At 59.8% G+C, this 24,919-nt stretch carries 23 protein-coding genes; 3 read left to right on the forward strand and 20 right to left on the reverse strand.

The annotated features are described in order from the left end of the window. Positions 1–15: 15 nt before the first annotated feature. The 13 genes from dhaM to BUA38_RS03715 all read right to left on the reverse strand — a co-directional run bounded on the left by dhaM (position 16) and on the right by BUA38_RS03715 (position 13,779). Complete coding sequence (gene dhaM, locus BUA38_RS03655) at positions 16–408, reverse strand: dihydroxyacetone kinase phosphoryl donor subunit DhaM (RefSeq protein WP_072816752.1); 393 nt, start codon at positions 406–408, stop codon at positions 16–18. Next, positions 405–1,013 (reverse strand): dihydroxyacetone kinase subunit DhaL, encoded by a 609-nt coding sequence (gene dhaL, locus BUA38_RS03660; protein WP_072825797.1) that lies wholly within the window; start codon positions 1,011–1,013, stop codon positions 405–407. Before dhaL ends, dhaM begins: the two co-directional genes overlap by 4 nt. Before the next feature lie 2 nt (positions 1,014–1,015). After that, positions 1,016–2,044 carry an ABC transporter ATP-binding protein gene (locus tag BUA38_RS03665; protein WP_072816753.1) on the reverse strand — a complete coding sequence of 343 codons (1,029 nt, stop codon included), beginning with the start codon at positions 2,042–2,044 and terminating at the stop codon, positions 1,016–1,018. After that, positions 2,037–3,134 carry an ABC transporter ATP-binding protein gene (locus BUA38_RS03670; RefSeq protein WP_072816754.1) on the reverse strand — a complete coding sequence of 366 codons (1,098 nt, stop codon included), beginning with the start codon at positions 3,132–3,134 and terminating at the stop codon, positions 2,037–2,039. The genes BUA38_RS03665 and BUA38_RS03670 overlap by 8 nt, the downstream gene beginning before the upstream one ends. 4 nt (positions 3,135–3,138) lie before the next feature. Continuing rightward, on the reverse strand, positions 3,139–3,342 hold the full coding sequence (locus BUA38_RS03675; protein WP_072816755.1) for a hypothetical protein: 204 nt from the start codon (positions 3,340–3,342) through the stop codon (positions 3,139–3,141). Then, positions 3,339–4,289, reverse strand: a complete 951-nt coding sequence (locus tag BUA38_RS03680) for a carbohydrate ABC transporter permease (RefSeq protein WP_072816756.1) — start codon at positions 4,287–4,289, stop codon at positions 3,339–3,341. The genes BUA38_RS03675 and BUA38_RS03680 overlap by 4 nt, the downstream gene beginning before the upstream one ends. Then, positions 4,286–5,230 carry a carbohydrate ABC transporter permease gene (locus tag BUA38_RS03685; RefSeq protein ID WP_072816757.1) on the reverse strand — a complete coding sequence of 315 codons (945 nt, stop codon included), beginning with the start codon at positions 5,228–5,230 and terminating at the stop codon, positions 4,286–4,288. The genes BUA38_RS03680 and BUA38_RS03685 overlap by 4 nt, the downstream gene beginning before the upstream one ends. Positions 5,231–5,323: 93 nt before the next feature. Next, positions 5,324–6,649, reverse strand: coding sequence for an ABC transporter substrate-binding protein (locus BUA38_RS03690; protein WP_072816758.1), 1,326 nt, complete (start codon positions 6,647–6,649; stop codon positions 5,324–5,326). Positions 6,650–7,235: 586 nt separating this feature from the next. Further along, complete coding sequence (locus BUA38_RS03695; protein WP_083587432.1) at positions 7,236–7,682, reverse strand: hypothetical protein; 447 nt, start codon at positions 7,680–7,682, stop codon at positions 7,236–7,238. A 713-nt stretch (positions 7,683–8,395) separates the two neighbouring features. Continuing rightward, complete coding sequence (locus tag BUA38_RS03700; RefSeq protein ID WP_083587433.1) at positions 8,396–9,982, reverse strand: porin; 1,587 nt, start codon at positions 9,980–9,982, stop codon at positions 8,396–8,398. A 458-nt stretch (positions 9,983–10,440) separates the two neighbouring features. Then, on the reverse strand, positions 10,441–11,364 hold the full coding sequence (locus BUA38_RS03705; protein WP_338076324.1) for a LysR family transcriptional regulator: 924 nt from the start codon (positions 11,362–11,364) through the stop codon (positions 10,441–10,443). Between the two features lie 171 nt (positions 11,365–11,535). Beyond that, entirely contained in the window at positions 11,536–12,450 is a 915-nt protein-coding gene (locus BUA38_RS03710; RefSeq protein WP_072816760.1) for an MBL fold metallo-hydrolase, read from the reverse strand. 300 nt (positions 12,451–12,750) lie between these two features. Then, positions 12,751–13,779, reverse strand: a complete 1,029-nt coding sequence (locus tag BUA38_RS03715) for an MBL fold metallo-hydrolase (RefSeq protein ID WP_172805975.1) — start codon at positions 13,777–13,779, stop codon at positions 12,751–12,753. Positions 13,780–14,108: 329 nt separating this feature from the next. Between BUA38_RS03715 and BUA38_RS03720 the strand changes: the two genes are divergently transcribed. Next, entirely contained in the window at positions 14,109–14,753 is a 645-nt protein-coding gene (locus tag BUA38_RS03720) for a TetR/AcrR family transcriptional regulator (RefSeq protein ID WP_244553280.1), read from the forward strand. 23 nt (positions 14,754–14,776) lie between these two features. On the opposite strand, the gene BUA38_RS03725 is transcribed toward BUA38_RS03720, so the two are convergent. From BUA38_RS03725 to BUA38_RS03740, 4 genes are read right to left on the reverse strand one after another with little or no spacing between them, the layout of a single operon-like run. Continuing rightward, a complete protein-coding gene (locus tag BUA38_RS03725) occupies positions 14,777–15,505 on the reverse strand; it encodes an SDR family NAD(P)-dependent oxidoreductase (RefSeq protein WP_072816763.1) in 729 nt (242 codons plus the stop codon). A 15-nt stretch (positions 15,506–15,520) separates the two neighbouring features. Further along, positions 15,521–16,000, reverse strand: coding sequence for a MaoC family dehydratase (locus BUA38_RS03730; RefSeq protein WP_083587435.1), 480 nt, complete (start codon positions 15,998–16,000; stop codon positions 15,521–15,523). Between the two features lie 22 nt (positions 16,001–16,022). Further along, positions 16,023–16,910, reverse strand: coding sequence for a ketopantoate reductase family protein (locus BUA38_RS03735; RefSeq protein WP_072816764.1), 888 nt, complete (start codon positions 16,908–16,910; stop codon positions 16,023–16,025). A 19-nt stretch (positions 16,911–16,929) separates the two neighbouring features. Beyond that, entirely contained in the window at positions 16,930–17,901 is a 972-nt protein-coding gene (locus BUA38_RS03740; protein WP_072825800.1) for a quinone oxidoreductase family protein, read from the reverse strand. 101 nt (positions 17,902–18,002) lie between these two features. Here BUA38_RS03740 and BUA38_RS03745 point away from each other — a divergent pair, with 101 nt between their 5' ends. Next, on the forward strand, positions 18,003–18,596 hold the full coding sequence (locus tag BUA38_RS03745; RefSeq protein ID WP_072816765.1) for a TetR/AcrR family transcriptional regulator: 594 nt from the start codon (positions 18,003–18,005) through the stop codon (positions 18,594–18,596). Positions 18,597–18,741: 145 nt separating this feature from the next. Here BUA38_RS03745 and BUA38_RS03750 read toward each other — a convergent pair whose 3' ends face one another. The 3 genes from BUA38_RS03750 to BUA38_RS03760 form a co-directional block, all read right to left on the reverse strand. Further along, on the reverse strand, positions 18,742–19,959 hold the full coding sequence (locus BUA38_RS03750) for an efflux RND transporter periplasmic adaptor subunit (protein WP_338076325.1): 1,218 nt from the start codon (positions 19,957–19,959) through the stop codon (positions 18,742–18,744). A 67-nt stretch (positions 19,960–20,026) separates the two neighbouring features. After that, positions 20,027–23,209 carry an efflux RND transporter permease subunit gene (locus BUA38_RS03755; RefSeq protein WP_072816767.1) on the reverse strand — a complete coding sequence of 1,061 codons (3,183 nt, stop codon included), beginning with the start codon at positions 23,207–23,209 and terminating at the stop codon, positions 20,027–20,029. Positions 23,210–23,510: 301 nt separating this feature from the next. Further along, positions 23,511–23,711 carry a hypothetical protein gene (locus tag BUA38_RS03760; RefSeq protein ID WP_072816768.1) on the reverse strand — a complete coding sequence of 67 codons (201 nt, stop codon included), beginning with the start codon at positions 23,709–23,711 and terminating at the stop codon, positions 23,511–23,513. A 156-nt stretch (positions 23,712–23,867) separates the two neighbouring features. On the opposite strand from BUA38_RS03760, the gene BUA38_RS03765 reads away from it, so the two are divergent. After that, a complete protein-coding gene (locus BUA38_RS03765) occupies positions 23,868–24,860 on the forward strand; it encodes a LysR family transcriptional regulator (RefSeq protein ID WP_072816769.1) in 993 nt (330 codons plus the stop codon). The last annotated feature ends 59 nt before the right edge of the window (positions 24,861–24,919 follow it).

A 24,919-nucleotide genomic window follows, 5' to 3' on the forward strand; every position in this document is an offset into this window, starting at 1 on the left:
GGGGATTGTCTCGCGTCAAGCCGGCGTCAGCTCTTCGGCGGTGCTGCGCACAGCCTCCAGTGTCGCGCCGGACGCCGCTTCGGTTGCCGCCATCACGGCGCCTTCGACCACCGGCGCATTGCAAACCACGACACGGCCGCGGCGCGCTTCGGGTAACATCTCGATCGCCATCTCGCTGTTGGTCTCGGCACCTCCGAGATCGACAAGGATGGCGACGCCTTTTTCCGACCAGGCCTTGTCGATCGCGGCCATGATCGCTTCGACATTGGTGCCGAGTCCGCCATCCGGATCTCCGCCGCACCAACCGAGCGGTACCTCGCGGCCGACCATCTGCTCGACCATCATCGCGGTGCCGCGGGCAACATCCGCCGAATGGGACACAATCACGATTCCCACGTTCTTGTTCATGCACAACCTTCCATGACGTCTGCGACCGCATCCACGATCAGTTCGGAGGAACGCGCGCCCGGATCCATGTGTCCGACGCTACGTTCGCCGAGAAACGAAGCGCGCCCGCGAATGGCCTTCATCGGGATCGTATCCTCTGCCGCGCGCCGGGCTGTCGCCTTCAACCTTTCCGGCAGCCCGTCCCCGCCACCGCGCAGCGCGCCGAGCACGGGGTGAAACACGTCGAGCATGGTCTTGTGGCCGACATCGGATTTCCCCCGCGCCTTGACTGCCTCGATCGCGGCCGCGAAAGCGTCCGCCACCTGCTCCCGGCTCACGTCATCGGCAAGCGACTTGCCGAGCGACAAGAACAGCGTGCCATAGAGCGGACCGGAGGCGCCACCGACCTTCATCACGAGCGTCATGCCGACTGCCGTCAAGTATTCGCCAAAGCTCTTGTCGGAGAGCACATCGGCCGCGGCGAGCACGGCTTCGAAGCCGCGACGCATATTGGAGCCGTGATCGCCATCGCCGATGGCGCGGTCGAGATCGGTCAACTCCTCCGCGCCGGCGATGATGCGGTTGGCCACGGCCACGATCAGGCGTTTGCGTATGTCGCGATCGATCATCATGCAGGCCGCCTCTGGGTCACGATTCGGTTGCCGCGCTGATCGAAATAGAGCGGCTCCCTGAATTCAAGCGAGACCTCATCGCCGGCCTTCAGCTCCTGGGCTGGATCGGCAAGCGTGACCAGCGAATGGGCGTCCAGCCTGAGATGAACATGATTCTGGTCGCCGAGATGCTCCACGAGGTATACCCGCGCGCGCGGCCCCGGGTGATAGGGCGGAAAAATCCGGATGTGCTCGGTCCGCAAGCCTGCGGTCCTCGCCTCCGGCGGCGATTGGCCTGCCAGCGCCTCGGCCGGAACAAGGTTGATGGTGGGCATCCCAAGCCGGCTCGCCACATAGGCGCTTTCCGGCCGCTCGTAGATGTCCCGGGGCGTGCCGAGCTGGATCAGCTCGCCTTCGTTCATGACGCCGATGCGATCGGCCATGGTCATGGCTTCGATCTGATCGTGCGTGACATAGAGAATGGTGGTGCCAAGCTCGCGCTGGATGCGCTTGAGCTCGAGGCGCAACTCTGCGCGGAGTTTTGCGTCGAGCGAGGACAGCGGCTCATCCATCAGGTAGACGGCAGGTTCGCGCACCAGCGCACGGCCGATTGCCACGCGTTGCATCTCGCCGCCAGACAATGCGGTCGCACGATTGCCCAGCTTTTGTTCGATATGCAACAGCTCCGCCACGTGCTGGACACGGCGGCGGATCAAAGACTCGTCCGTCCGGTGTGCCGGCGAGCGCAGCGGAAACGCCAGATTGTCGTAGACTGTGAGATGCGGATACAGCGAATATTGCTGGAAAACGAAAGCGACGTCACGGTCGGCAGGCACCTCCCTGGTGACATCGCGGCCACGGATCACCACGATGCCGCGATCGGGCCGCTCCAGCCCGGCGATCAGCCGCAGCGTGGTGGTCTTGCCGGCGCCGGTCGGCCCGAGCAGCACGACGAACTCGCCGTCGGCGATCGAAAGCGAGAGATTGCGGACCGCCTCCACCGCGCCGAAACGCTTGCTGATATCGACAAGGGAGACATCAGCCATGATGCCCTCCCGCATGGAGCGATGAAGACAGCGCATCGCCGCTGGCCGCATCGAACAACGACAGCCGGTCAGAGCGCAGCTTCAGTCCGACCGTCTCGCCGACCTGCACCGGATTGCCGGACGGCAGCCGCGCCTTCACCTGGCCACTCGCTGTGGTCACGGTGACGATCTGTGTCGTCCCGAGATACTCGGCGCCAATCACTTGACCTCGCAATTGCGAGCCATCGGCAAAAGATACGTTTTCCGGACGCACCCCCAGCGCGAATTTTCCTTCCGCCCGATCCTCGAACAGCTCGGGCATCTCAACGGGGGCACCGTCGATCATGACAAGGCGATCGCCACGCCGCAGTGAGGTGTGAAGACGGAGGAAGCTCATCGGCGGCGCGCCGATGAAATCCGCCACAAACATCGTCCTCGGGCGATCGTAGATTTCCTGTGGCGTGCCGATTTGCTCGACGCGGCCCTGGTTCATGACGGCGATCCGATCGGCCATGGCCATCGCCTCGAGCTGGTCGTGAGTGATGTAGATCGAGGTAGCTTCGATGCGATCGTGCAGCTCGCGCAACTCGCTGCACATCAGCCGACGAAACTCCGCATCGAGCGCGCCCAGCGGCTCGTCCATCAGGAAGGCTTTCGGCCGGCGCACAATGGCGCGACCGAGCGCGACGCGCTGCCGGTCACCGCCGGAAAGGCCGCCGACCCTGCGGTCAAGCAGATGATCGATCCGCAACAGCTTCGCGGCTTCGTCGACGCTCCTCCTGATCTCGCCCCGCGGCAAGTTCTGGCAGCGCAGCGGAAAGCCGATGTTCTGGCGGACGTTCATGTGGGGATAGAGCGCGAAGAGCTGGAACACGAAGGCGATGTCCCGAGCCGACGCGGGCAGCGCGGTCACGTCCTCGCCATCGAGCAGGATGCGGCCGGAAGTCGGCAACTCCAGCCCCGCGATCATCCGCAGCGTCGTGGTCTTGCCGCAACCCGACGGACCGAGAATGACAAAGAACGAGCCGTCATCCACCGTGAAATCGACGCCCTTGACGGCGGAGAACGCTCCGAAGGATTTGACAACCTGCTCGAGCCTGATCCCTGCCATGGCGCTAATCCGGAAAATGGCTAACGATCACGAATCCCAGCGTGCCCGCCAGGATCATGAGGAAGGAATAGCTGTACAGGTCCAGCGAGAACGGTTGCATCAGCATCACGACTCCGGTTCCAATCAGCGTCATGGTGACAGCTTCGCAGGGCCTGCGGCGCAACAGGCGTGGAAATGCGGATGCGCGGCGCACGGCTTTTCCGTTCATTTGCGGACCGCTCCAAAGGTGATGCCCCGCAGCAGATGGCGGCGCAAAAGGATGGTGAAGAGCAGGATCGGCAGGAAGAACAGCGTAGTTGCGGCAGCAACCGCCGGCCAATCCTGGCCTCCCTCGCCGATGATGAAGGGGATGAACGGCGGCATGGTCTGCGCGTCGCCGCTGGTGAGTAGCACCGCGAACGCATATTCGTTCCAGGCGAAAATCAGACAGAAGATCGCGGTCGCGGCGATGCCCGTCGTGGCCTGCGGCAACACAACCTTGAAGAAGGCCTGCAGACGGCTATGGCCGTCAACCATGGCGGCCTCTTCGTATTCGCGTGGGATCTCGTCGATGAACCCCTTCAGCAGCCAGACCGCCAACGACACATTGACCGCGGTGTAGAGCAGGATCATGCCGAGCTTGGTGTCGGTCAGGCCGAGGTTGCGGAACATCAGATAGATCGGGATCGCGACCGCGATCGGCGGCATCATTCGCGTCGACAGGATGAAGAACAGAAGGTCGTCCGCAAGTGGCACGCGGAAGCGAGAAAACGCATAAGCCGCGATCGTGCCGAGGCACACCGCGAGGAAGGTCGAACCGAACCCGATCACCATCGAGTTGACAAAGCGCGGCACGACCTTCGAGGGTCCCGCGATCACCATGTTGCGCGAGCGCACCAGGCGCTCGTACCAGGTCTGCGGCGGCGGCAGGCTGGCGAGAAACTCGGGCGTCTGCCGCGAGCGCGTCGTGAACAGATTGACGTAGCCCTCAACCGACGGCTCGGAGATGATCTTCGGCGGATAGGAGATCGAATCCGTCGGGGTCTTGAAGCCGGTCAGGAAGATCCACACCAGCGGCAGGATGGCGATGATGGCGTAGGTAGCAACGATGATCCCGCCGATCGTCTTGGACAGCGACGACGGCTCGGCGACGGAATGGGCGGCTGCCGTGTTCATCGCTGCTTTACCCGATCAAGAGCCCTGACATAGATGTTGGCGGCGCCGAACACAGTGACGAACAGAATGATTGCCAATGCCGACGAATAACCGGTCCGCCACTTCTCGAACGCCTCGCGCTTGAGCGTGATCGAGGCGACTTCGGTCGTCGAGCCAGGGCCGCCCGAGGTCAAGAGGTTGACCATGTCGAACATCTTGAAGTTCTCGATCGCGCGGAACAGGATGGCGAGCATCAGGAACGGCATCACCATCGGCAGTGTGATCGACCAGAACTGCCGCCAGGGAGACGCGCGATCGACCTCCGCGGCTTCATAGATGTAGTCGGGGATCGAACGCAGGCCCGCGAGGCAGATCAACATCACATAAGGCGTCCACATCCAGACATCGACCATGATGATGGACCAGGGCGCTAACGCCACGTTGCCGATCATCTGGAAAGAACTCGGATCGGCTCCGGTGACGAGCGCGACCGCGCTGTTGAACAGGCCGATCTGCGGCTGGAGCAGGAAGGTCCAGAAGTTACCGACCACCGCCGGCGACAGCATCATCGGCAAAAGGATCATCGTGGTCCAGAAACTGTGGCCACGGAAGCGGCGATTGATCAGCAGCGCGAGAGAAAAGCCGAGCACCATTTCGAGCACGATCGACCACAGCACGAAATGCGCGGTCGCCTGCATCGCGTGCCAGATGTCTGGATCGGTAAGGATGTCGCGATAGTTGTCGAGACCGACATATCTGAGCGGAGCGTTCGGGCGGTTGGCGCGATAGTTGGTAAAGGAGAGCTGGATGGTCCACAGCAGCGGAAAGATGTTGATCGCAAGCAGCAGCAACACCGACGGCGTGATGAAAAGCCAGGCGATGGCGCGGTCCGACATGTGGCCCAACCGGAACGCCGATCGGCGCGGCGCTCGGGCGACGGCCCGTTCAACAAGGGTGCTCATGGTCAACCTGTCATTCACGGATCACGACCAAGTCCCAAGGAGCGGATCTCCCGGCCAACGCAGCCGGGAGATCCAGAGGGTAGACGGGGCTGGCTAGATCTTACCCTCTTCCTTGAACACTTTCTGCCAATCCTTGACCAGCAGATCGAGTGCTTCCTTCGCTGTGCCCTTGTCGGCGACGACGTAGTCATGCACGCGCTTCTGCATGTCGAGCAGGAGTTCGGCATAGGCCGGCTCAGCCCAGAAGTCCTTCACGATGTCCATCGACTTCAGGAAGTCCGCCGCGAACGGTGCGCTCTTCGGGAAATTCGGATCGTTGAGCACCGCCTTGTGGCAGGAATAGCCGCCGAGCGACCACCACTTCTTCTGAACATCGGGCTGCGCAAACCATTTGATGTAGGCGAGCGCATCGTCCCGGTTCGGCGAGTAGGAGACGACCGAGATGCCTTGTCCCCCGAGCTGGGTGTACTGATACTTCTGCTTCGGATTGACGAAAAAGCCGATCTTGTCGCCGCCGACATTGGGATCTTTGTAGAGGCCTGGGAAGAACGCGAAGAAGTTCATCTGCATCGCGACCTGCCCCGACTTGAAGGCATCCAGGCCTTCCGACATGTAGGCATTGCTCAGGCCCGGCGCCGTGCAGCACTTGTACAGCGCCTTGTAGAACTCGAGCCCCTTCACCGCCTCGGGAGAATTGACAAAGCCTTCCATCTCGTACGGCTTCTTCGGATTGTCGTACTGGAAGCCCCAGTCGTAGAGGACGTTCGTCACGCCCATGGTGATGCCTTCGGAGCCGCGCTCGGTGTAGATGTAGGCTCCGTAGACTTTCTTTCCGTCGATCTCCCGGCCCTGGAAGAATTCGGCGATCTCCTTCAGTTGATCGTAGGTCTCTGGCGGGGCGAGGTCGCGGCCGTACTTCTTCTTGAACTCGGCCTGGATTTCGGGTCTCGCAAACCAGTCCTTGCGATAGGTCCAGCCGATCGCGTCACCCATTGCCGGGAGGGCCCAATAGTTCGGCGTGTTCTTCGGCCACTCGGAATAACCGACCACGGTTGCCGGCATAAAATCGTTCATCGTGATTCCTTCCTTCTGGAAGAAATCATTGAGCTTGACGTAATGGCCGTTCTCGGCGGCGCCGCCGATCCATTGGCTGTCACCGATAATAAGATCGCACAGCTTGCCCTTGGAGTTTAGTTCGTTGAGGAAGCGATCGGCATAGCTCGTCCATGGAACGAACTCGTATTTCATGTCGATGCCGGTTTTTGCGGTGAAGTCCTTGCCCAACTCCACCAGCGCGTTGGCCGGATCCCAGGCCGCCCAACACAAGGTCAACTGCTTGGCCTCGGCGGGAGCCTGGCCAGCGAAACATGAAACGACGATCGCAACCGTCGCTCCAAACGCACGGATCGTTCGGATCATTACACCCTCCCTGTTATCGCAGGCGATCGCCCGCCTGCCTGCCATTCACACTTCGTCGTGCACGCAGATCAGTCCGGCCTTCACAGAAGTCGCGGAGATGTTGTTTAGTATTATTGTTAAGCTAAAGATTTTCACTAAACATCCGTGCTGTCAACGGGCGGCAGCGATTGTTCGCTTCCAACGCTTCCGCTGCTGCACCGCGGCGATTCCTCGAAGCCAAGTCTCAACTAGGGAACGGACTGCGAAAGCCCAATTTGTTTAGTAAATTCAGCTTCAGGCTTCCCCGCCGGCGAGCACGACGCGAGCAAAAGCGTCAGCAGGATTGACCAAACAACACGTTGTCGGCTGACATCGGACACCGCATTTCATAACGGGCCATTCCGCGAATCCCCTCCGATCCACCTCTCAGCATTTCAGTCGCGACTAATGTATTCGACCCAGTGGCGTTCGCCCACGATGGCGATCGGTAAGCCCTGTGAGCGCATCTCGGCGGCTTTCTCGATCTTGCGGCCAAAGGTCGACTGCGCCAACTGTCGGTGGCGTAAATTCCAACAATTAGGTACCGTGTCTCTTGGGTGAGGCTACCTCAAGTGCTTCTCTTTGAATGTGCTGCGGCCACACATTCCTTCCGAGTCCCGAACGCAAACGTGCCCGTGAAGCAAAAGCGGGATCCAGGGAATACAATTTCTGGCGGAGGCTCGTCGAGCGGAAGAGAGCTGGGCTTCATAAGCTCTCCAAGCTCAAAATCGCCGGCGCAAAATCCTTTGAGGACCATCAATAGCTCGGCAGCCTCCTCCGAATTGAGCCTGCCGTCGGCAAGAATCCGATCGACCTGATCGAGCAATGAAACAACGACCGGATTCTCGATAGCGGCAGTGTGGGCAACCAGCCATTTCTGAAGGTATTCGACCTCAGCCGGAGTGACGACCCCATCTGCTAAAATTCCGTGAGAAATCCCGATAAACTCGTTGACCTCACGATCGTCCAGCCGAGCACGCGAATAGAGTCGATGCAGGCGAGTATCACTCGTCATGATTCTCAACTCGTGTTTCACGTAGGCGACTCAAAATCGGCGAACTGGGAGTCTGGAGACAAAGCGAATTCGCGAAAAGCCGGGATTTCCGGCCTCATTTCGCAGTTATTTGGGAGCCTGGCAGAACGTCAGAATGCCTGGCTGGCGACGCAGTACAGATCGCACCGGTCTCCAGCCAAATTCCCTGCAAACAGGGAATTTTACAGGGAAAATCGCGATTTCCAGCCCTTAGGCGGCAGCTTTAGATCATGAAACCGCTATGCCGCAGGGGCTTTTCAGCGGATTCCCTAAGCAAATTATCAGGGAATTTTTTCCGCAGAACAGGGAAATCCACGCGGAAAACAGGGATTTTTCATCCGCGCGCGTCCTGATCGTCCATTGATGGCATTGGGACTTCTTCTTTGAGGAGTCGAAGATAATTTCTGTGCATCGTGACGGGCCAGCGCGACCCTTCCCATATGATACGCAAGCTGTTTGGATACTGCGTTTGTCCGACGATCGTACCCTTTTTTCTGGAGTCTCGAGGGTGACGAGAGCAACCAAGCTCGCTCAGATGGACGCGGTCTCCCTTTGAAAGTTTTCGCTCTTCTTCGTTCAATTTGGAGCAACATGAACTCATGACTGCATCACGCCTCGTTCCTATGAGCAAGATGATCTGGGAAGGAAGGGCCGCTTGCGAAGGCGTCTAGTTTAGTATTCTGGCTTTCGAACCATCAGAACTGGTAGCGCAGACCGACGGTGGGGTCGTAGGCGGATAATTTGTTTACGCCTGGCGTCGCGAGAAGGAAGCCGCTGATAAGACCATTCTGCGCCTGCGACCACATGATACCTGCATAGGCATCGAAGTGCTTGGCGAACCGATAATCGGTAACGAAGGACACCGCATCCAAGGTTCCACTGCAGCCAGCTGATACAGCGGTTTTGCAAGTACCCGTTGAATTGGTGCCATTCCCAATCACAAAGCTGTTCTGGCTTTGGTGATAATAGGCAAGCGTCAGATCGAGATCGGACCTGACCGAATATTTCGCACCAGCCCAGAACACCTGGAAGATCTTGTCGGTGGTGAAGTTGGTGTTGTTTGGGGCAAAGATGGTGTATCCGCCCTCGAGGAATGCGCCGGGCACCAACGGATTATTCGGGTTGGCAAAATTGATATGCTCATATCCACCATATAGCCTGAGCGGCCCGATGGTGTACTTGGCAACAAGCATAAAAGCGGTGTTGTCGGATACTGTCGCCGCCACGGCTCCCAATCCGGTCGGTACGGGCGCAGCGGCAGCCGCCGCGACTTGCGCAGCGCTCAGAGGAGCTGCAGAAACCGCGTCGTTTATTTTGGAGCCGAGCGCATCAAACGAAAAGCCCATATAGTCGAACCCGACACTGCCTTGGAACGCGTTGCCGGTGCCGCTGTTGCCGCCATTCCTAAGTTGGGTTTCCGCAGCGAGACGAACCGGGCCGACGTTCACTCGATATTCGAACGAGTTGTCGAAGGTACGGTTCTCGGTAGCACCGCCGCCACCGGTGAGCCCCTGGAAGCCGATCACCGAAAAGGCATTCGAACCGGGGATTGGATCATAGTTGACGACGGCATCCGAGATCAGCGTGGATTGCCGACCGAAGGTCAATGTACCGTATTTCGCCGAGCTTAGACCGGCATAGGCCGCGTTGTTGAAGGCCTGGCCGGCTTTGGAAGAATCGCCAGCTGCGTTCTGCTGGGCAAGTGACAACCCGTTGTTCTGCGCAACGGATCCGATCCCGCTGAGAATCGTGCCATTCTCCGCATTGAACAGCGTCTGAAGGTTGAACACGGCGTAAAGACCGTCTGCAATCTCCTGCTTTCCCCTGAGACCGATATTCGAATTGGTCATCGCGTTGGGGGCGATGCCGAAATACGGACCGTTGGACGTCTTCCCGATCAGATAATCCACCGCTGAGCCGGAGAGGACGCTGAGCGGAGCGCCGTGGTTCTGATAGGTCAGAGCCATCTCCATGGAGCCATACAGACAAACGCCATTCCAGCACAGATCGTCGCTCGCTGGGGCGGGAGCCTTCTGGGCCGTCTTGTATGGCAGATCGGCGGCCATCGCGTCGCTGAGATTCCCTTTCGCGAAGGCGGGCTGGGCTTTTGCCATCGACTTTTTTTCGAAATTCTGCTGACGCCTCTCAAGATCCGCAAGGCGCTTGGCCAACGCCTGATTCTGATCGCTAAGTTGTTTCACCCGCGCATCGGAAAGCTCGTCGGCGTGGCCCGCTACTGAGCAAGCAAAGACAGCCAACGCAGATATGAAAGTCGTCCTCATCTTAGTTCCCCAAAAAAACTGGCGGCACAATTCTCCGCGAACCCCTGCGAAAAACGCGGAGCCTCGAACGAGGGCTGACGCTAGGTCGAGGCAACTCACTGGCCTCGCTCCGGCGGCGTCTCACCAAAGGGTTAAATTTTTCTGGCGCGCGGGGATAAGACTTTGTCGGTCTACTCTCATATCCACTAGGCATGGACGTGCGCTTCCATGAGGACCGTCGTTTCGTGCTCGATATGATTTATGGGGAAGTGCGCCTTTACGAGCTTAACCGATCGTCCACTGACGTCAGGTTGAAAGAGCTGCAGGCGGAGACACTGCCGAGCTCAGATCGATCGCGGATCCGCATCGGGAAATTTCGAAACGAGGCTATATGCGATCGGCAAACCCAATTGGACGCGCCAATTCCGTACCTCTATTTTTTCTTCTCATCGAGTTTTCCTTCGAGGTCTCGTCCGTCTTTACCGACTACGAGGAACAAGGTCGTCGACCTTTGAAATGAGATCATCGACCCTTGAGAGAAACCGTTGCAACGTCTGAGATGTGTTGGCTTTACTATAACCAACGACTAAATCAATCGTCGGTGCTTCGCCCGCGAGCGGCCGGCTGATGACCGAGACCGGAAGAATTTTTTCTGCGTAAGCTGGCAGCAAGCACACTCCACCTGTTGATACAACCAGAGTCATCGCCATAGTGAGATTGTCTGCCTCGTGAACGGGGTGAATATCGACGCCCGATCGCGATATGAACTCGTCGATTACCGCTTTCACCGTTGGGGCAGTGCTCGACACGGTGATGAAATTCTCATCGGCGAGCTCGCGCGGATTGATTTCCTCAAGCAAGGCAAGACGATGATTCCTCGGCAAAACGACAACTAAGCGTTCCTTCGTAACAAGCTGGTACATAAGACTGGGCATGCCCGGCTCGGCTCGCATGAAGGCGAGGTCAAGCTTACCTCTCGTCAGCGCTTCAGCTAACCAAGGCGACGTTTTGCTCAAAACCGTGATCTCGATCTTTGGAAGTTCATCGCGTAGAACGTTTATCGCTTCGGGAAGCCAGTCCATTTCCTGACCCGTCAGAAATCCAAGAACGAAAGTAGGTTTGGCTGGACGCGCGGCCTTGCGCGCAGCTTCTCGGCCGGCCTCCGCCTGGTCCAGCGCAATCCGGGCGTGATCCAGAAACGCGCGGCCGGCCGCGGTCAACTCGATTCCGCGCCTGCTGCGTATCAGCAACTGAACGCCGACTTCGGCCTCAAGCTCACGGATCTGCCGACTCAGCGAGGGCTGGGCCGTATTTAACCTCTGCTTCGCCGCAACAGTGAAGCTACCCGACTCGGCGATGGCGACAAAGTATCGAAGATGCCGAAGCTCCATGTAACCGCCCATGCCCTCTTTTCAATCTGATCCGGGGCATACTGGCCGTCGGTGCGCTGCGAATCTGACTGTGTTATATGATTGATATAATTCCATTGTTCGATTTATAGGAGGGTCGAAGATGGGACTGGACCCAGCTTGTAGCTTGCGGCGATGGCGGCGGCCCAAGCCGGTCCGCGCGGTTCAGCGACGCGCGGCGTAAAGAAGCTTGGCGGAGAAATCCACTACGCTGGCCAGCTGCCGGTCGGGGAACGCGGCTTTTAGGCTCTCGCTGTAGGTTTTCGCGTCGGCGGAAGCCGCATGGATCTCCCTGGCGCGCTTGACGTAGGTAATCGTGCTGTCGATCGCGGAGCGGTGGACGGGCGTGTCATGCCCGATGGTGATCGTGTCGTAGCCTTGGAGCGCCTTGAGCTGTTCGAGAACGATGATCCAGTGATCGAAATGATCCACAACGGTGAAGACGTGTTCGTTCGGTGAAAACACTAGGTCGAACGCCATCAATACTTTCTGCTCGGGCAACAGGGCGGCAAGCTGCAAATCCGCTTCGGCGTCGATGAAGCGCTTGAAGTCGTAGGTGATGCCGTCGATTCGTTGCAGACCTTCGGTGATCGTCTCCGTCGGGACGGTGATCCTCGTCGCGATCTTGTCACCGTATATCGGGCGGAAGCTATCGAGTCTCGCTTTGCCCCTGGCGCGGATAGGGTCGGCGACCCCGTCCAGGGCGAACACACGGACGTCGGCGAACCGCTCCGTCAGAACCTGAAGGCCAGCCCAGTGATCGGTATGCGCATGCGAGAGAATGATCCGGTCGACGGGTTTGCCGAGCGTCTGCACGTATGACGCGACTTCGTCGGCATACGGCAGCAGGAGCTGACTATCGAAGATGACGACTGCTGTTGGCCCCTCGATCATCTGCGTATTGACGTGAAAGCCATCAAGGGGACTGAGGTAGGAATGAATTTTGACAGGGCCGAACTGGCTTACGAGGATGGTCCCCATGCGGTCCGACGCCGCGGCCTCCTTGGTCCCGGGCGCGCCACCGTTCTGTGCCAACTCAGGGTTTTCGGCGGCAGCAGCCGACGGGGGCGAGCCGACCAACGGGAGTAGCGCGCCCGCAGCGAGCTGGAGAAACTGAGAACGGGATAGAACGGCTTGCGACAAGCGCCGAAAACGTGAGTTACTTGGCAGCATATCTCTTCTCCCTTGTCCCGACTTCCAGAAAAGACTGATGAGCGCTACGACGGCGTTGGAGTCCGCGAGATGGTCGTCAATACGCCGACGATCGCCCGCGTATCCAACAGATCAGTCAGCGAGCGAAAGAGCGACGTGCTACTGGTCGTCGCAACGGCGATTCTCAAGCGCTCCTACCTAGCGCACTGCCGCGATGTCATCGGCTCGCTACCAGATCCACTGGGCAGCTTCCCAGTGGTATGCCGCGTCGCGCCGGACGACATGCCCAATAGCCGGGAACGGAAAATGATAGCCCATCACCATGATCCCATCGGTCGCGACGCGGTCCAGAATGGCCTTGCGCGACTGGATCGCTTGCGCGGGATCGTAGTCGAAGATGGGCGTCCATTCGGGGTGCTGCAAACTCGTCACCGGGTGATGGGCAATGTCACCCATATGGATGAACTGATCGTTGCCCGAGGTGAACAGGATTGCGGCATGGAACGGCGAATGTCCGGGCGCCGCAACATAGTGCACGCCGGTCGCGATTTCGCCGCCCTGCTTCACGAACCGGGATCGGTTGGCGACCGGTGGCAAGTTGTCGCGCGCTGCGCCAATTGTACCCTTCTTGAACTGGTCGGGCATCGGCGAACTGTTGACCTCACTTTCGTATCGGCTCCCGGTCCAGTAATTCCATTCCGTATCGACAAAGACGAACTGAGCCTTCGGAAACGCCAGCGCGCCCGATTTCGTCACGAAGCCGCCGATATGATCCAGATGACCGTGCGACGTCACGACCAGATCTATGCTCTCGGGCGCGATTCCGGCCCGGCGCAGGTTCGCTTCGAGGCCGGGAAAGCTGCCGAAGGATGGGCCGATTTTCTCGCCAAAGCCGGAATCGACGGCGATGCGCTCCTTTCCCGTGTCGACCACCAAGATGTTGTTCGTGACCTGGATCACCGGCTGCATGAAGTTTGCCTTCAAGACCGGAGCGAGCTCAGCTTCAGAGGCGTTCATAACGAAGATCGGCCGGACCGGTATCTGCCCATAGCCATCCGAGATCACGGTCGCCTGGAAGTCGCCGATCTTGAAGCGATAGAAACCGTCGCCGTTTAGTGGTTCCGTGCCGGCTTGACGGGCGCCCTCCGCCCCGGCCGAGATAGGGGTGAGCACCGGCGTTGCCGTTGCAGCAACGGCTAGGCCGACGCCAGTGCGAAATACACTGCGACGCGTCAGGATCGTCGAGGGCTTAATCATGTCCATCCTCCAAGTTGAAGGCGCTGCGTGGCAGCGCGGAAGCGGTAGTGGTGGCAAATGACGCAAAAAACACAATGTCGATCACAATCGTCTTTGTCAATCCATTTTGGGTTGTCTCGCCAGGAAGAGGTCAGGCTTTTACCATCCTAGACCATACTTGGGCCAGGAACGGTATCTACCGTGAACTAATTCATTGAATTGACGCCCTTCGTACCGCCACGCACCGGATTGAAGCAGAAGTTCCGACCGTGACTATCGATTGTAAACGTAATCGTGATGCATTAAGTCAATACCTGTGACACAACAATTCGAGGGAGCAAGCTTTGGGCGTGTCGAGAGAACAGGCTGCGGAAAACCGCCGCGCGATTGTTGCCGCGGCAACGCGGCTATTCAGAGAACGCGGGGTGGAGGCCGTCGGGCTGAGCGAACTGATGAAGCATGCTGGCTTCACGCAAGGTGGCTTTTATAACCACTTTGAGTCCAAGGCGGACCTGGTGGCCGAAGTGCTTGCTTCGGCAATCGGCGAGGGGATTGCCGAGTTCACCAAATTGGCAAGGACCCCGGTCGACGAATCCACCACTGCTCTTCGGCGCTACATAAACTGGTATCTGTCGAAAGCCCACCGCGACAACATCGATCACGGCTGTCCCGTCACCGGATTTGCCGGCGATGCTCGCCGCTTGGGCGCCGGAGCCCAGTCGCACTTTGCCGGCGGATTGGACGATCTGATAACGATCCTCGCCGGACTGATCGCCGAGAGTGGATCGCCAGTTATGGAGGGCGAGCGGAGGACGTTGCGCGAACGGGCAATCAGCTTGCATTGCGAAATGCTGGGTGCGCTGGTCTTGTCACGGTCCGTCGCGCAGGCTGCGCCAGCGCTTTCGAACGAGATTCTGGAGAACGCGCGGCGAGACGTACTCGCGTCTCTCGATGAGCGCTCTAGCCAGGCTTCCAAACCGCGAAAGAAACCCTAGTCCGCAGCCCCCTCTTCCGCCGATCAAACCTGACCGCGGCCACCATCGACGAATAGTTCGATGCCTGTGACAAAGCTGGAATCGTCCGAGGCCAGGAATACCGCCGCCTTGGCGACTTCGTCCGGCTCTCCTATGCGTCCCATAGGAATGGTCGCGACGATCCTTGCAATAGCCTCCGGCTGCTGCAGATCCACCAGCGGCGTCCTGATAGGACCCGGACTTAGGACATTCGAGCGAATGCGACGGTCCTTCAACTCTACGGTCCAGGTGCGCACCAGGCTGCGAACCGCGGCCTTGGTCGCGCCGTAGGTACCGAAGGAAGCTGTGCCTTTGACGCTTGCAACGGAGCCGATGAGAATGATGGATCCTCCATCGTTCATCAGGGGCAAGGCCTTTTGTACCGTGAATAGCGTGCCCTTGACGTTGAGATCGAAAAGCTTGTCGAAGTGCTCTTCCGTGAGGCTTGCCAAGGGAGCGAACTCGCCCGTGCCGGCATTGGCGACCAGGACATCGATCTTTCCCCTCACCTTCACTGTCTCGTAAAGGCGATCCAGATCCGGCAGTTTGGAGACGTCTCCCCGAACCCCTACCACATCGCCGCCGATCGCCTCGACGGCCTCGTCGAGCTCCTTTTGGCGGCGCCCCGTTATGAAGACGGTTGCGCCTTCATCGACGAACCGCTTCGCCGTGGCGAAACCTATTCCCGTTGTACCACCGGTGACCACGGCCACCTTTCCCTGCAACTTGCTCATAGCGCTACGCCTCTCCTACGGTCCGGTTGTTTCAGCGATCGTTACCTGACGCGGCACAACCAGGTTCGCGACCTGCACCAAAACGGGGTCGTCGTTCTGGTTTATGGTTGTTATTCGGAGCTTGACCATGCCCTGCTTCGGACGCGACTTTGACGGCCGCACCTCGATCAACTCGCACTCGACGCGCAACTCGTCGCCGGGCCGCACTGGCCGGATCCAGCGGCACTCGTCAAAGCCGGCGCCGATGATGCCGCCGGCCGGCTTGAATTCGGTCTCAATCAATAGCCGCATCGTCACGGCAGCGGTGTGCCAGCCGCTGGCGGTCATTCCACCGAAAATCGAGCGGCGCGCCGCCGCCTCATCGAGGTGGAAGGGTTGCGGATCGAACTCGGCGGCGAACGCAACGGCCCGTTCCCCGTCGATGCGCAGCCGCCCTGAACCGAACGTCTGCCCTACTACAAAATCTTCCAGGTAGCGCTCGCTCAACTGATCCATGATTTCGCTCCAGCTTTAGCCGTTACTTGTTCTCGATCAACTTGACGATCGCATGCAGCAGCCGGTTGGCAGGCGTCGCGACGTTTAGCGCTTCGCCGCGCCGTACGATCAACCCGTTCAGATGATCGATCTCGGTGCGCTTGCCGCGCGCCAAATCTTGCGCGGTCGATGCGTATTGGCCCGCCGCCGTCTCAGCAATTTTTCGAACGGCCATACCGATATCGCCCGGAATCATCACGCCATCGGCTTTGGCAACGGCTACGCATTCATCGACGAGGTCGCGCATGACAACAGTTACGCCCTCACATTTCACGAGCCGGCCGTAGGGCAATTGTGTAATTGCGGACAGCGCGTTGTACGCGCAATTCGTGATTAGCTTCGCCCACAACGCGCCGCGCACATTGTCGGAAATATCGGTTGGCACACCGGCCGCGATCAGCGCGCGCGCAACATGATCGCTGGCCCTCGACTGCCCGATGACAAGTTCGCCGCGACCGTGATGCCTGACATGCCCCGGCCCGGCCATTTCGGTCCCGACATACACCGCGGCTGCGATCACTTCCTGTGGCAGCAGCGCACGCAGTCGGTCTGCGTTCTCGACGCCGTTTTGCAACGACAGTACCAACGCATCCAGCGCAAGATGTGGCCTGATGGCAGCCGCACCGCTTTCGGTGTCGGTGGACTTCACACAAAAGAGCACGAGCTGCGCGCCCTCTACCGCGCTCGCTTCGGTGCGGGCCGAGACACGAATACGTTCGTCGAAGGTTTGCGCTTCGAGCCTGAGCCCATGACGCTCGATCGCCTCGACATGTTGAGGACGCCCAACCAGCACCACATCGTGCCCGGCGCGTGCCAGCTTGAAGCCGTAGTAGCAGCCAACCGCACCCGCACCCATCACCGCGATTTTCATGAGCAACGTCCCCTGCCGATCAGCCTGCCAAGACGACTTTGCCAAACGGCCGATCCTCGATCAGATGACGCAAGGCATCGCCAGCTTCCGCGAAGGGGTAGACCCGCTCCACGATCGGCCTGACGGATCCATCCAGCACCAGCGGGATGACATCCCGCCACGCCGCGGCGATCGCGGCCGGCGATTGGGCGAACAATGAGAAGCCGGCCATCCGCGCGCGCTTCCAGATCAGGTCGGTCACATCGATGGTGGTTTTGCGTCCAGCGGAATAGCCCAACGTGATCAGAGTGCCGCCGAGGCCAAGGCTGCTCAACGCCTCGCTGGTCACGGCTCCGCCGATGCTCTCGATGACGATATCGACACCCTTGCCCGCCGTTATCCGGCGAACGCCGTCGGCGAGGCCTTCTGCGGATAGGTCAACCACATCATCGAAGCCGAGTTCGCTCGCCATGGCAGCTTTCGCGGCACTGCCGGCGGTCGATATCACCTTGCCGGCCCCCTGCGCGCGCGCGAGTTGATAGGTCGCGTTACCGACCGAGCCGCCGATCCCTGGAGCCAGTACAGTCATGCCCGGCTTGAATCCGGCCAGCGTCAGCGTGACCTGCGCCGTCAGATAGGCCACGGGAATGCTGGCTGCGACGACGTCGTCAACCTCGTTGGGAACAAGCGCCAGATGTTCTGGCCTGACCAGCAGCCGTTCTTGCCACGTACCATTCTCGCCGACGCCATAGGGTCCTGTGAACATCACGCGGCTTCCCGCCGCGAGCCCGGAGTCGCCGGCGTCCTCAATAACGCCCGCACCCTCATTCCCGAGCACCAGCGGCGCCCTGGCTCGAGGGTGTCCACCTGACAGGATTGTGTATTCCAGCGGCGTCACACCGGCTGCCGTGATGCGCACGAGCACCCGATCCTTTGCCGATTCCGGTTTACCCAATTCGACCTGCCGTAGACCGCCGTAGCCCGAGAAAGTGTTCGCCTCGATCGCCAGCATCGCCATCTCCATAAAGTGACAGACCTGTCTGTACCTTTGACATTACTGACAGGTCTGTTACATTGTCAACAAGGACACCAAAACGTGAGGAGTTTGCGGATATGAAGGCGGCAGCCCGAACCCGGCGAGGCGCCCCGGCCAAGGGCGAAGTAAGTGCCCGCGAGCGCATCCTCGCGACGGCAAACGAGTTGTTTTACCGTGAAGGCATCCGCGCCATCGGCGTCGACACGGTTGTCGAGCGGTCCGGCGTGTCGAAGACGAGCCTCTATCGGCTGTTTGAATCCAAGGACGCCTTGATCGCCGCCTTCGCTGCTGAACGCGATCGATCGTTCTGGATATGGTGGGATCACCTTGAGGAGCAGCACGCCGATGACCCGCGTGTTTTGCTGGACGCACTGCTCTCCGGGATCGCAGAGCGAATCGGGCGCCCTGCCTACCGCGGCTGTCCGTTCCTCAATCTGATGGCGGAGTTTCCCGACCGAAACCATCCTGGCCGGGTCGTCGCCCGGGGCAACAAGGAGGAAATGCGGGCGAGATTCGCGACCATCGTTGCCAAGCTTGGCGCCGCACATCCCAAGCGGGTTGCGTCTCAATTGACGCTGATCGTCAACGGCGCCTACGCTATCGGCCACATCGCAAAACCGGCTGACCTGAGGGACGACCTCGTTGATGCCGCCCGGAAGCTGTTGGCGTAGTGGTCCGATCTTGCGCACAAGCGATGGTCCTGATTGTCGACAATCCACGCCCGCCCGCCGCACCGATTTTCGCTGAGCCGACGGGAGCAGTCTGGCGGCCGAGATAGCGCCGCGTCTCGACAACCTAACGACACCTACAGCCGATCTACGTGGCCGGCGCGTCGAGAACTGGCCGCACGCTGCTGCCGTCGCCAAGATTGATCGGTGGATTGAGAATGACCTGATCCCCGGCCCGGATTCCGCTGTCGACTTCGACCCGGGTGCCCAGATCGCGCTTCACGTTGATTTTGCGGAACTCGGCCTTGCCATTGTTGACAACTGCCACCTGGATTCCGTTGCGATTGAAGATGAGCGCATCGGCCGGCACCAAAAGGCTGGGCGTCTTGCGCGGGATATGAAGCTCGACAGCGCAGTAAACACCAGCCGAGAGCACGCCGTCGGAATTGGCAATATCGATTTCGGTCAAGAGCGTACGGGTGCCGCTCTGCAGCGCCTCGGCTATCCGGGTTACCTTGCCGCGAAACTCGCGATCGGCAAGTTCGGGCACGCGCACGACCGCCTCAACGCCCGGTGTCACGCCGAATGCCGCATCTTGGGGCACGTAGACTGATACGCGGATAACGTCCTGCTGCATCATCTCGAACATGAAGGTGCCACTTGCGGCATTGCCTTGCACGAGGCTGCCAACGTCGACATTGCGCTGGGTGACAACACCATCGAACGGTGCGACGACCGAAGCATAGTCCCGGTTCTGCCGCAGCACTTGGAGCAAGTTTTGTTGGGACGAGACGTTAGCCTCGGCAACCGCGACCGCCGCCACACGCGCTTGCAAACCCAGGCGGTCGGTGTCGCCTTGCTGCGGAGTGACCCAGCCTTTCTGGACAAGAGGCGCGTCGCGATCCCAAGTCACCTGCGCCAGATCACGATTCGCCCGTGCCTGCTCCAGTCCCGATTTGAGCTGATCGAGTGTCGCTTCGTTCTGCGAAATCTGATGGTCGAGTTCAGGGACCGCAAGGTTCGCCAGCAGATCTCCTGCCTTGATGTGATCGCCGATGTCGACGTGACGCTTGGCGATGTAGCCGGTTGCGCGGGCATAGATGTTGGCGGCGGCGAATGCGGCCGTCGTACCCGGAAGGGTGACCGAAACCGTGACGGGGTTCGCCGCGACCGTTGCGACACGAAGGCTGGGCACGAAATCGCGGTCGTGCCTGGCTGTCGCCATGACCTCTTGCTTCAGGGCATGGTTTCCCCATCCGCCCAGCATGAGACCGCTGGCAAGCAACAGCGATCCGCCGAGCGCGAATAGACGCCCGCCCCGCCGGCGGCGCACCTGGGTGCGACGTCCTGGCTCTTTCTCGATCACGCGGCGGAACGTGGGGCCGTCTAGTCGATGCCGCTCGATTGCGTCATTGCTGTCGTGTCGAAACAGATCATTCATTGGGGAGTTCCTCAAATATGCCATAGGCGGCGACGCCGTCGTTGCGCTTGCGAAGCATGGCAAACAGATAGGGGACGATCAGCAGGGTGGTGGGAGTGGCAAACAGAATCCCGCCGATCACGGCACGCGCCAGCGCCGCATTCTGCTCTTCTCCGGGACCGCCAATCGCCATCGGGATCATACCGACGACCATCGCCGCTGCCGTCATCAGTACGGGCCTGATGCGGGTACGACCCGCGTCAAGGGCAGCTCGAAAGGCGCTCCTTCCCTTGAGCTGCTGCTCACGCGCGAACGTGACCAGAAGAATGGAATTCGCCGACGCAACACCGACGGCCATGATTGCCCCCATTAGCGATGGGACGTTGAGCGTCGTGCCGGTCATGAACAGCATCGTGACGATGCCGCAGAAGGTTGCCGGCAACGCCAGAATCACCACCAACGGGTCACCAAAGTTCTGGTAGTTGACGACCATCAGCAGGTAGACGAATACGGCCGCGAACAGCAGTCCGATGCCGAGATTCCGGAAGGAATCGCGCATGCTCTGGATCTGTCCGAGAATCTTGATGGTGTTGCCAGGCTTGAGCTCCTTCTGCAGCTCGGCGACGATCTCGCCGATGTCGCTCGCCACACCACCGAGATCGCGGCCCTGCGCGCTGGCATAGATGTCGTAGACGGGCTGAATATTGGTCTGGTTCAGATTCGTCGGAACGCTCTCACGCTTGATTGTCGCAACGTTGCTCAACAACCCCGGTATCGGCGGGCCGTTGGCCGCGAGCGCGGTCGATACCGGCGTGTTGCCGATCTCGTTGAGCGAGCTCACCAGGCGTTCCGGCGTCTGGACCGCGATGTAATAGGGAATGCCGGCAGCCGGATCGGTCCAGAAGTTGGGGGTCACCTGTTGCGACGAACTGAGGCTGGTATTGAGGCCGGTGGCGATGGCCTGTGCGTTGAGCCCCAGCTGCAGCGCCCGCGAACGGTCGATGTCGACCAAGAAGGCCGGTGCGTTGAGCTCCTGCTGAAGGTGGGTATCGGCCATACCCGGAATGGCTGCAAGACGGCGGCGCAGCTCCTCGGCGACGCGCCTGTTGTTTGCGCGATCGCGACCGACGACCCGAACGTCGATCTGGGCCGGCAGTCCGAAATTGAGGACCTGCGTGATCATGTCGGCCGCCTGGAAGTAAAAGGTTGCGGATGGAAATGCGGTCGGCAGCACCTCGCGCAGCTTGCGTACATATCCTGCCGTCGGCGCGTGCCCCTCCTTCAACGACACCAGGATCACGCCATCATTGACGTTGATCGTCGATCCGTCGGTGAACGCGAGGTTGTACACCCGTTGCGGCAGGCCGATATCATCAACGATCAGGTCACGATCCTCCTCAGGAATGACCTCGCGGATCTTGTCTTCGACCTCCTGGAAGATGCGCTCGGTCGCCTCGATACGAGTTGCTGCCGGCGCCCGGACATGAAGCTTGATCTGTCCGCCGTCGATGTCGGGAAAGAAGTCGCGACCCACCATCGTCGCCATGACGCCGCCCAGCGTGAGCATTGCCACCGCGATGACCGGAACGATGAAGCGCCGCTTCAGCAACATGGTCAGCACACGGACATAACCGCGGCGAAACAGCTCGAAACCGTGCTCGAAACGCTGGTGCAACCGTGCGAACAGGTTGCCCGATCCACCCGTTCCACCGTGGTGTTCGCCCTTGAGCAGCAGGCCGATCATCACCGGGGTCAGGGTCCTCGAGAGCCCGTACGACGCGAGCATCGCGAACACCACCGCAAGCCCGAGTGGCGTGAACAGGAATTTTGCGGGCCCTTCGAGGAACACCACCGACGTGAACACGCAGCTGATCGCAAGCGTCGAGACCATGGTCGGTACTGCGATGCCGGCAGATCCATGCAGCGTCGCCGCGGCGAGATTCATGCCTTCGCCGCGCAGCCGGTGGGTATTCTCGATCGTGACAGTCGAATCGTCGACCAGGATGCCGACTGCAAGCGCCATGCCGCCGAGCGTCATCGTGTTCAGCGTGTGGCCCATGAAGTATAGAATGACGATCGAGGTGAGGATCGAGAGCGGGATCGAGATCAATACGATCAGGGTCGACCGCCATGACCCAAGAAACAGCAGGATCATCAGCCCGGTGAGGCCGGCCGAAATTGCTCCCTCACGCAGCACGCCAGCAATCGACGCGGTGACGAGCTTCGATTGATCGAACAGCTCGTTGATGCTGAGGCCGGGCGGCGCCGCCGCGCGAGCAACCTCGAGAACCTTGCGGACCCCTTTGACAACCGCCACCGTCGAGGCGTTGCCGTTCTTCAGCACGGTCAGCAACACAGAGCGCCGGCCGTCGTTGCGCACGACGTTCTGCTGCACGGCCCAGCCGTCATGCACCTGACCGACATCCTTGACGAACACGGTCTGCCCATTGACATATTTGACTGGAATGTCGTTGAGATCGCTGATGCTCTTGGGCATCGCGTTGGTACGGACCGTGTATTGCGTGTCGCCGATCTTGGCGAGGCCGGAAGGCAAGGTCAGGTTCTGCGCATTGACCGCGTTCACCACGTCAGTCGGCGTCAGTCCTCTGGACTGAAGCTTGAGCGGATCGATATCCACCATGATCTGCCGGTACTTTCCGCCGTCGGGAGTTGGAAAGGTCACGCCCGGAACGGGCGCCAGCTGCTGACGCAGTTGGTAATATCCGTAGTCATAGAGCTGCTGCTCGTTGAGACGATCCGATTTTAGACTGAGTTGCAGTACTGGAACGCTCGAGGCGTTGTACTGCACCACGATCGGCGGTTGAATACCCGCCGGCATCAGTGCACGGATTGCATTGGTCCCGGCGACGATTTGCGAGATCGCGAGGTCGAGGTTGACGTCGGGCTGGAAGTAGATCTTCTGCACCGAGATGCCGTTCAGCGTCTGCGCTTCCATGTTCTTGATGCCGGTCACGCTAGAGCTGATAATATATTGACTATAGGTTGTGACGCGCTGCTCCATCTCCGGCACACTCAGGCCCGTGTACTGCCAGATGACCGTGACCACCGGAATGTTGATCTCCGGGAAGATGTCTTCCGGCATGACCATGATCGCGGAGGTGCCGAGAAACACGATAAAGGCAGCTAGAACGTAGAACGTGTACGGAAATCTCAAGGCAAACCGAACGATACCCATTGAATTGCCTCACCTCGCTTGTCGATGATTTGCGTGTCGACGCGTGCAAGTGGGGCTCCTGCCTTGGGGAATAATCCCACTTTTGCTCGCATCACCTTTGCGCTTTTTGGGGAAATCAGTGGTTCTCCACGGCCGCTCGTCGAACCGGCGAAAAATAATCCACAACAAGCAGGCTCCAGAGAAGAAACCTGCCGACGAACGCCGTGATTGCAGCGATCATCCGATGCATGTGTGAGGCAAATCGGCTGCACGGATTTTTTACCTGGCGCCTCTGCAGATTCACCTGCGCGTGGTTTTGAAATCAGTCGCGGGCGTCATGGCTCCGCGACACCACGATGGTGTCGCGCGGTGCAGCCTGACCGACCGGCTTAGTGCCCAGCTGGACGAGGTTGAACAAGACCGAGATCAGGATAGCCGGGAGAACGTCTCCGCGCGCAAAGGCAACGCTGGCCGCGATGAAGACAGCCTTCAGGCTGTTTACTACTGCGAGAAGCTTTGGCATCGAACAGCTCCGCTTTTTCTTCCGCTGGCAATGGTGAAGCAGAACCTGGTTTACCCGCATCGCCGGTCTGCCATGCTGCCACCAACCTAGTCCTCTTGCATCGGAAGGATTAGTTCGAACGTCGTTGAATGATCTTTGCGTTCTAGGAGGAAATCGATGGACATTCTCGGTGCCCTCGGAATCCTGGTGCGGGTAGTGGAGACTGGCTCTTTCTCGGCTGTCGCCCGTGAGCGCGGCCTCAGCCAAGCCGCGGTCGCGCGTCAGGTCTCGCAGTTGGAAGACCACTTCAGAGTCCGACTCTTTCATCGCACGACGCGAAAGCTTAATTTGACTGACGACGGGCAGATGCTGATGGGCTTGGCGCGACCCGTGCTGGACGGGGTCGAAGGAATCGAAGCCGCCCTCGGACAGCAGAGCGCATTGCCGGTTGGCTTGGTGCGCGTGGGTGTCACGGTGGCGACGAGCCGCTTCCTTTCGCTCCGTCTGCCGTCCTTGCTCATTGATCACCCGCGGTTGAAAGTCGAGCTCGTGGTCGGTGATCGGGTCAATGACCTGATTGAAGACCGGCTCGACTTTGCCATGCGCGCCGGTGAAATCACGGATGCCTCACTGGTGGTGCGCCGAAGCGGGACCGCGATGCGCGTTGTCGTGGCAGCGCCAACCTACGTCAAGCTGCACGGTGAGCCATCCAGTCCTGCCGAACTCGCAAACCATATCTGCATTGTGCACGACACTGGACCGGATTCGGACGTATGGACTTTTGTCACTCGGGAGGGTCCCGAGGGATTCCGGGTGTCCGGCGGATTTCTCGCCAACGATGGGCGTGCGGCACACCTAGCCGCACGGACCGGATATGGCATCGCTCATCTCAGCTTGCTCGAAGTCTTCGATGATCTCCGTAGCGGCGCCCTGGTTCGCTTATTGAGCGGCTTTCCCACTCCCGGCGTTCCGGTCAACTTGGTTTATCCATCGCGACGGCATCTTGCGCCAAGAACACGTCTTGTGATGGATTTTATCTGGGAGCAGTTTCGACAAGTCCTGGCGGAGCTTCGAACGGCATCGGATGAGGGTGCATTAGGCCAGCACCGCGCTGACGTGCGTTCGAGAGACCTTGATCTGGAGATCAAGCCAGTGGTCACCAGTTCTTAAGAGCGCCCTCCCCGCATTATTGGTGCATAGGCGTCTGTCTTGCGAACACAAAAAGGGCG

This window comes from Bradyrhizobium erythrophlei, assembly GCF_900142985.1.
Lineage (GTDB): Bacteria > Pseudomonadota > Alphaproteobacteria > Rhizobiales > Xanthobacteraceae > Bradyrhizobium > Bradyrhizobium erythrophlei_B.

Excerpts from the sequence above, each read along its gene's own strand:
- dhaM (WP_072816752.1), bottom strand. The coding sequence starts at position 408 with ATGAACAAGAACGTGGGAATCGTGATTGTGTCCCATTCGGCGGATGTT.
- BUA38_RS03665 (WP_072816753.1), bottom strand. The coding sequence starts at position 2,044 with ATGGCTGATGTCTCCCTTGTCGATATCAGCAAGCGTTTCGGCGCGGTG.
- BUA38_RS03670 (WP_072816754.1), bottom strand. The coding sequence starts at position 3,134 with ATGGCAGGGATCAGGCTCGAGCAGGTTGTCAAATCCTTCGGAGCGTTC.
- BUA38_RS03675 (WP_072816755.1), bottom strand. The coding sequence starts at position 3,342 with ATGAACGGAAAAGCCGTGCGCCGCGCATCCGCATTTCCACGCCTGTTG.
- BUA38_RS03680 (WP_072816756.1), bottom strand. The coding sequence starts at position 4,289 with ATGAACACGGCAGCCGCCCATTCCGTCGCCGAGCCGTCGTCGCTGTCC.
- BUA38_RS03685 (WP_072816757.1), bottom strand. The coding sequence starts at position 5,230 with ATGAGCACCCTTGTTGAACGGGCCGTCGCCCGAGCGCCGCGCCGATCG.
- BUA38_RS03690 (WP_072816758.1), bottom strand. The coding sequence starts at position 6,649 with ATGATCCGAACGATCCGTGCGTTTGGAGCGACGGTTGCGATCGTCGTT.
- BUA38_RS03695 (WP_083587432.1), bottom strand. The coding sequence starts at position 7,682 with ATGACGAGTGATACTCGCCTGCATCGACTCTATTCGCGTGCTCGGCTG.
- BUA38_RS03700 (WP_083587433.1), bottom strand. The coding sequence starts at position 9,982 with ATGAGGACGACTTTCATATCTGCGTTGGCTGTCTTTGCTTGCTCAGTA.
- BUA38_RS03705 (WP_338076324.1), bottom strand. The coding sequence starts at position 11,364 with ATGGGCGGTTACATGGAGCTTCGGCATCTTCGATACTTTGTCGCCATC.
- BUA38_RS03715 (WP_172805975.1), bottom strand. The coding sequence starts at position 13,779 with ATGATTAAGCCCTCGACGATCCTGACGCGTCGCAGTGTATTTCGCACT.
- BUA38_RS03725 (WP_072816763.1), bottom strand. The coding sequence starts at position 15,505 with ATGAGCAAGTTGCAGGGAAAGGTGGCCGTGGTCACCGGTGGTACAACG.
- BUA38_RS03730 (WP_083587435.1), bottom strand. The coding sequence starts at position 16,000 with ATGGATCAGTTGAGCGAGCGCTACCTGGAAGATTTTGTAGTAGGGCAG.
- BUA38_RS03735 (WP_072816764.1), bottom strand. The coding sequence starts at position 16,910 with ATGAAAATCGCGGTGATGGGTGCGGGTGCGGTTGGCTGCTACTACGGC.
- BUA38_RS03740 (WP_072825800.1), bottom strand. The coding sequence starts at position 17,901 with ATGCTGGCGATCGAGGCGAACACTTTCTCGGGCTACGGCGGTCTACGG.
- BUA38_RS03745 (WP_072816765.1), top strand. The coding sequence starts at position 18,003 with ATGAAGGCGGCAGCCCGAACCCGGCGAGGCGCCCCGGCCAAGGGCGAA.
- BUA38_RS03755 (WP_072816767.1), bottom strand. The coding sequence starts at position 23,209 with ATGGGTATCGTTCGGTTTGCCTTGAGATTTCCGTACACGTTCTACGTT.
- BUA38_RS03760 (WP_072816768.1), bottom strand. The coding sequence starts at position 23,711 with ATGCCAAAGCTTCTCGCAGTAGTAAACAGCCTGAAGGCTGTCTTCATC.
- BUA38_RS03765 (WP_072816769.1), top strand. The coding sequence starts at position 23,868 with ATGGACATTCTCGGTGCCCTCGGAATCCTGGTGCGGGTAGTGGAGACT.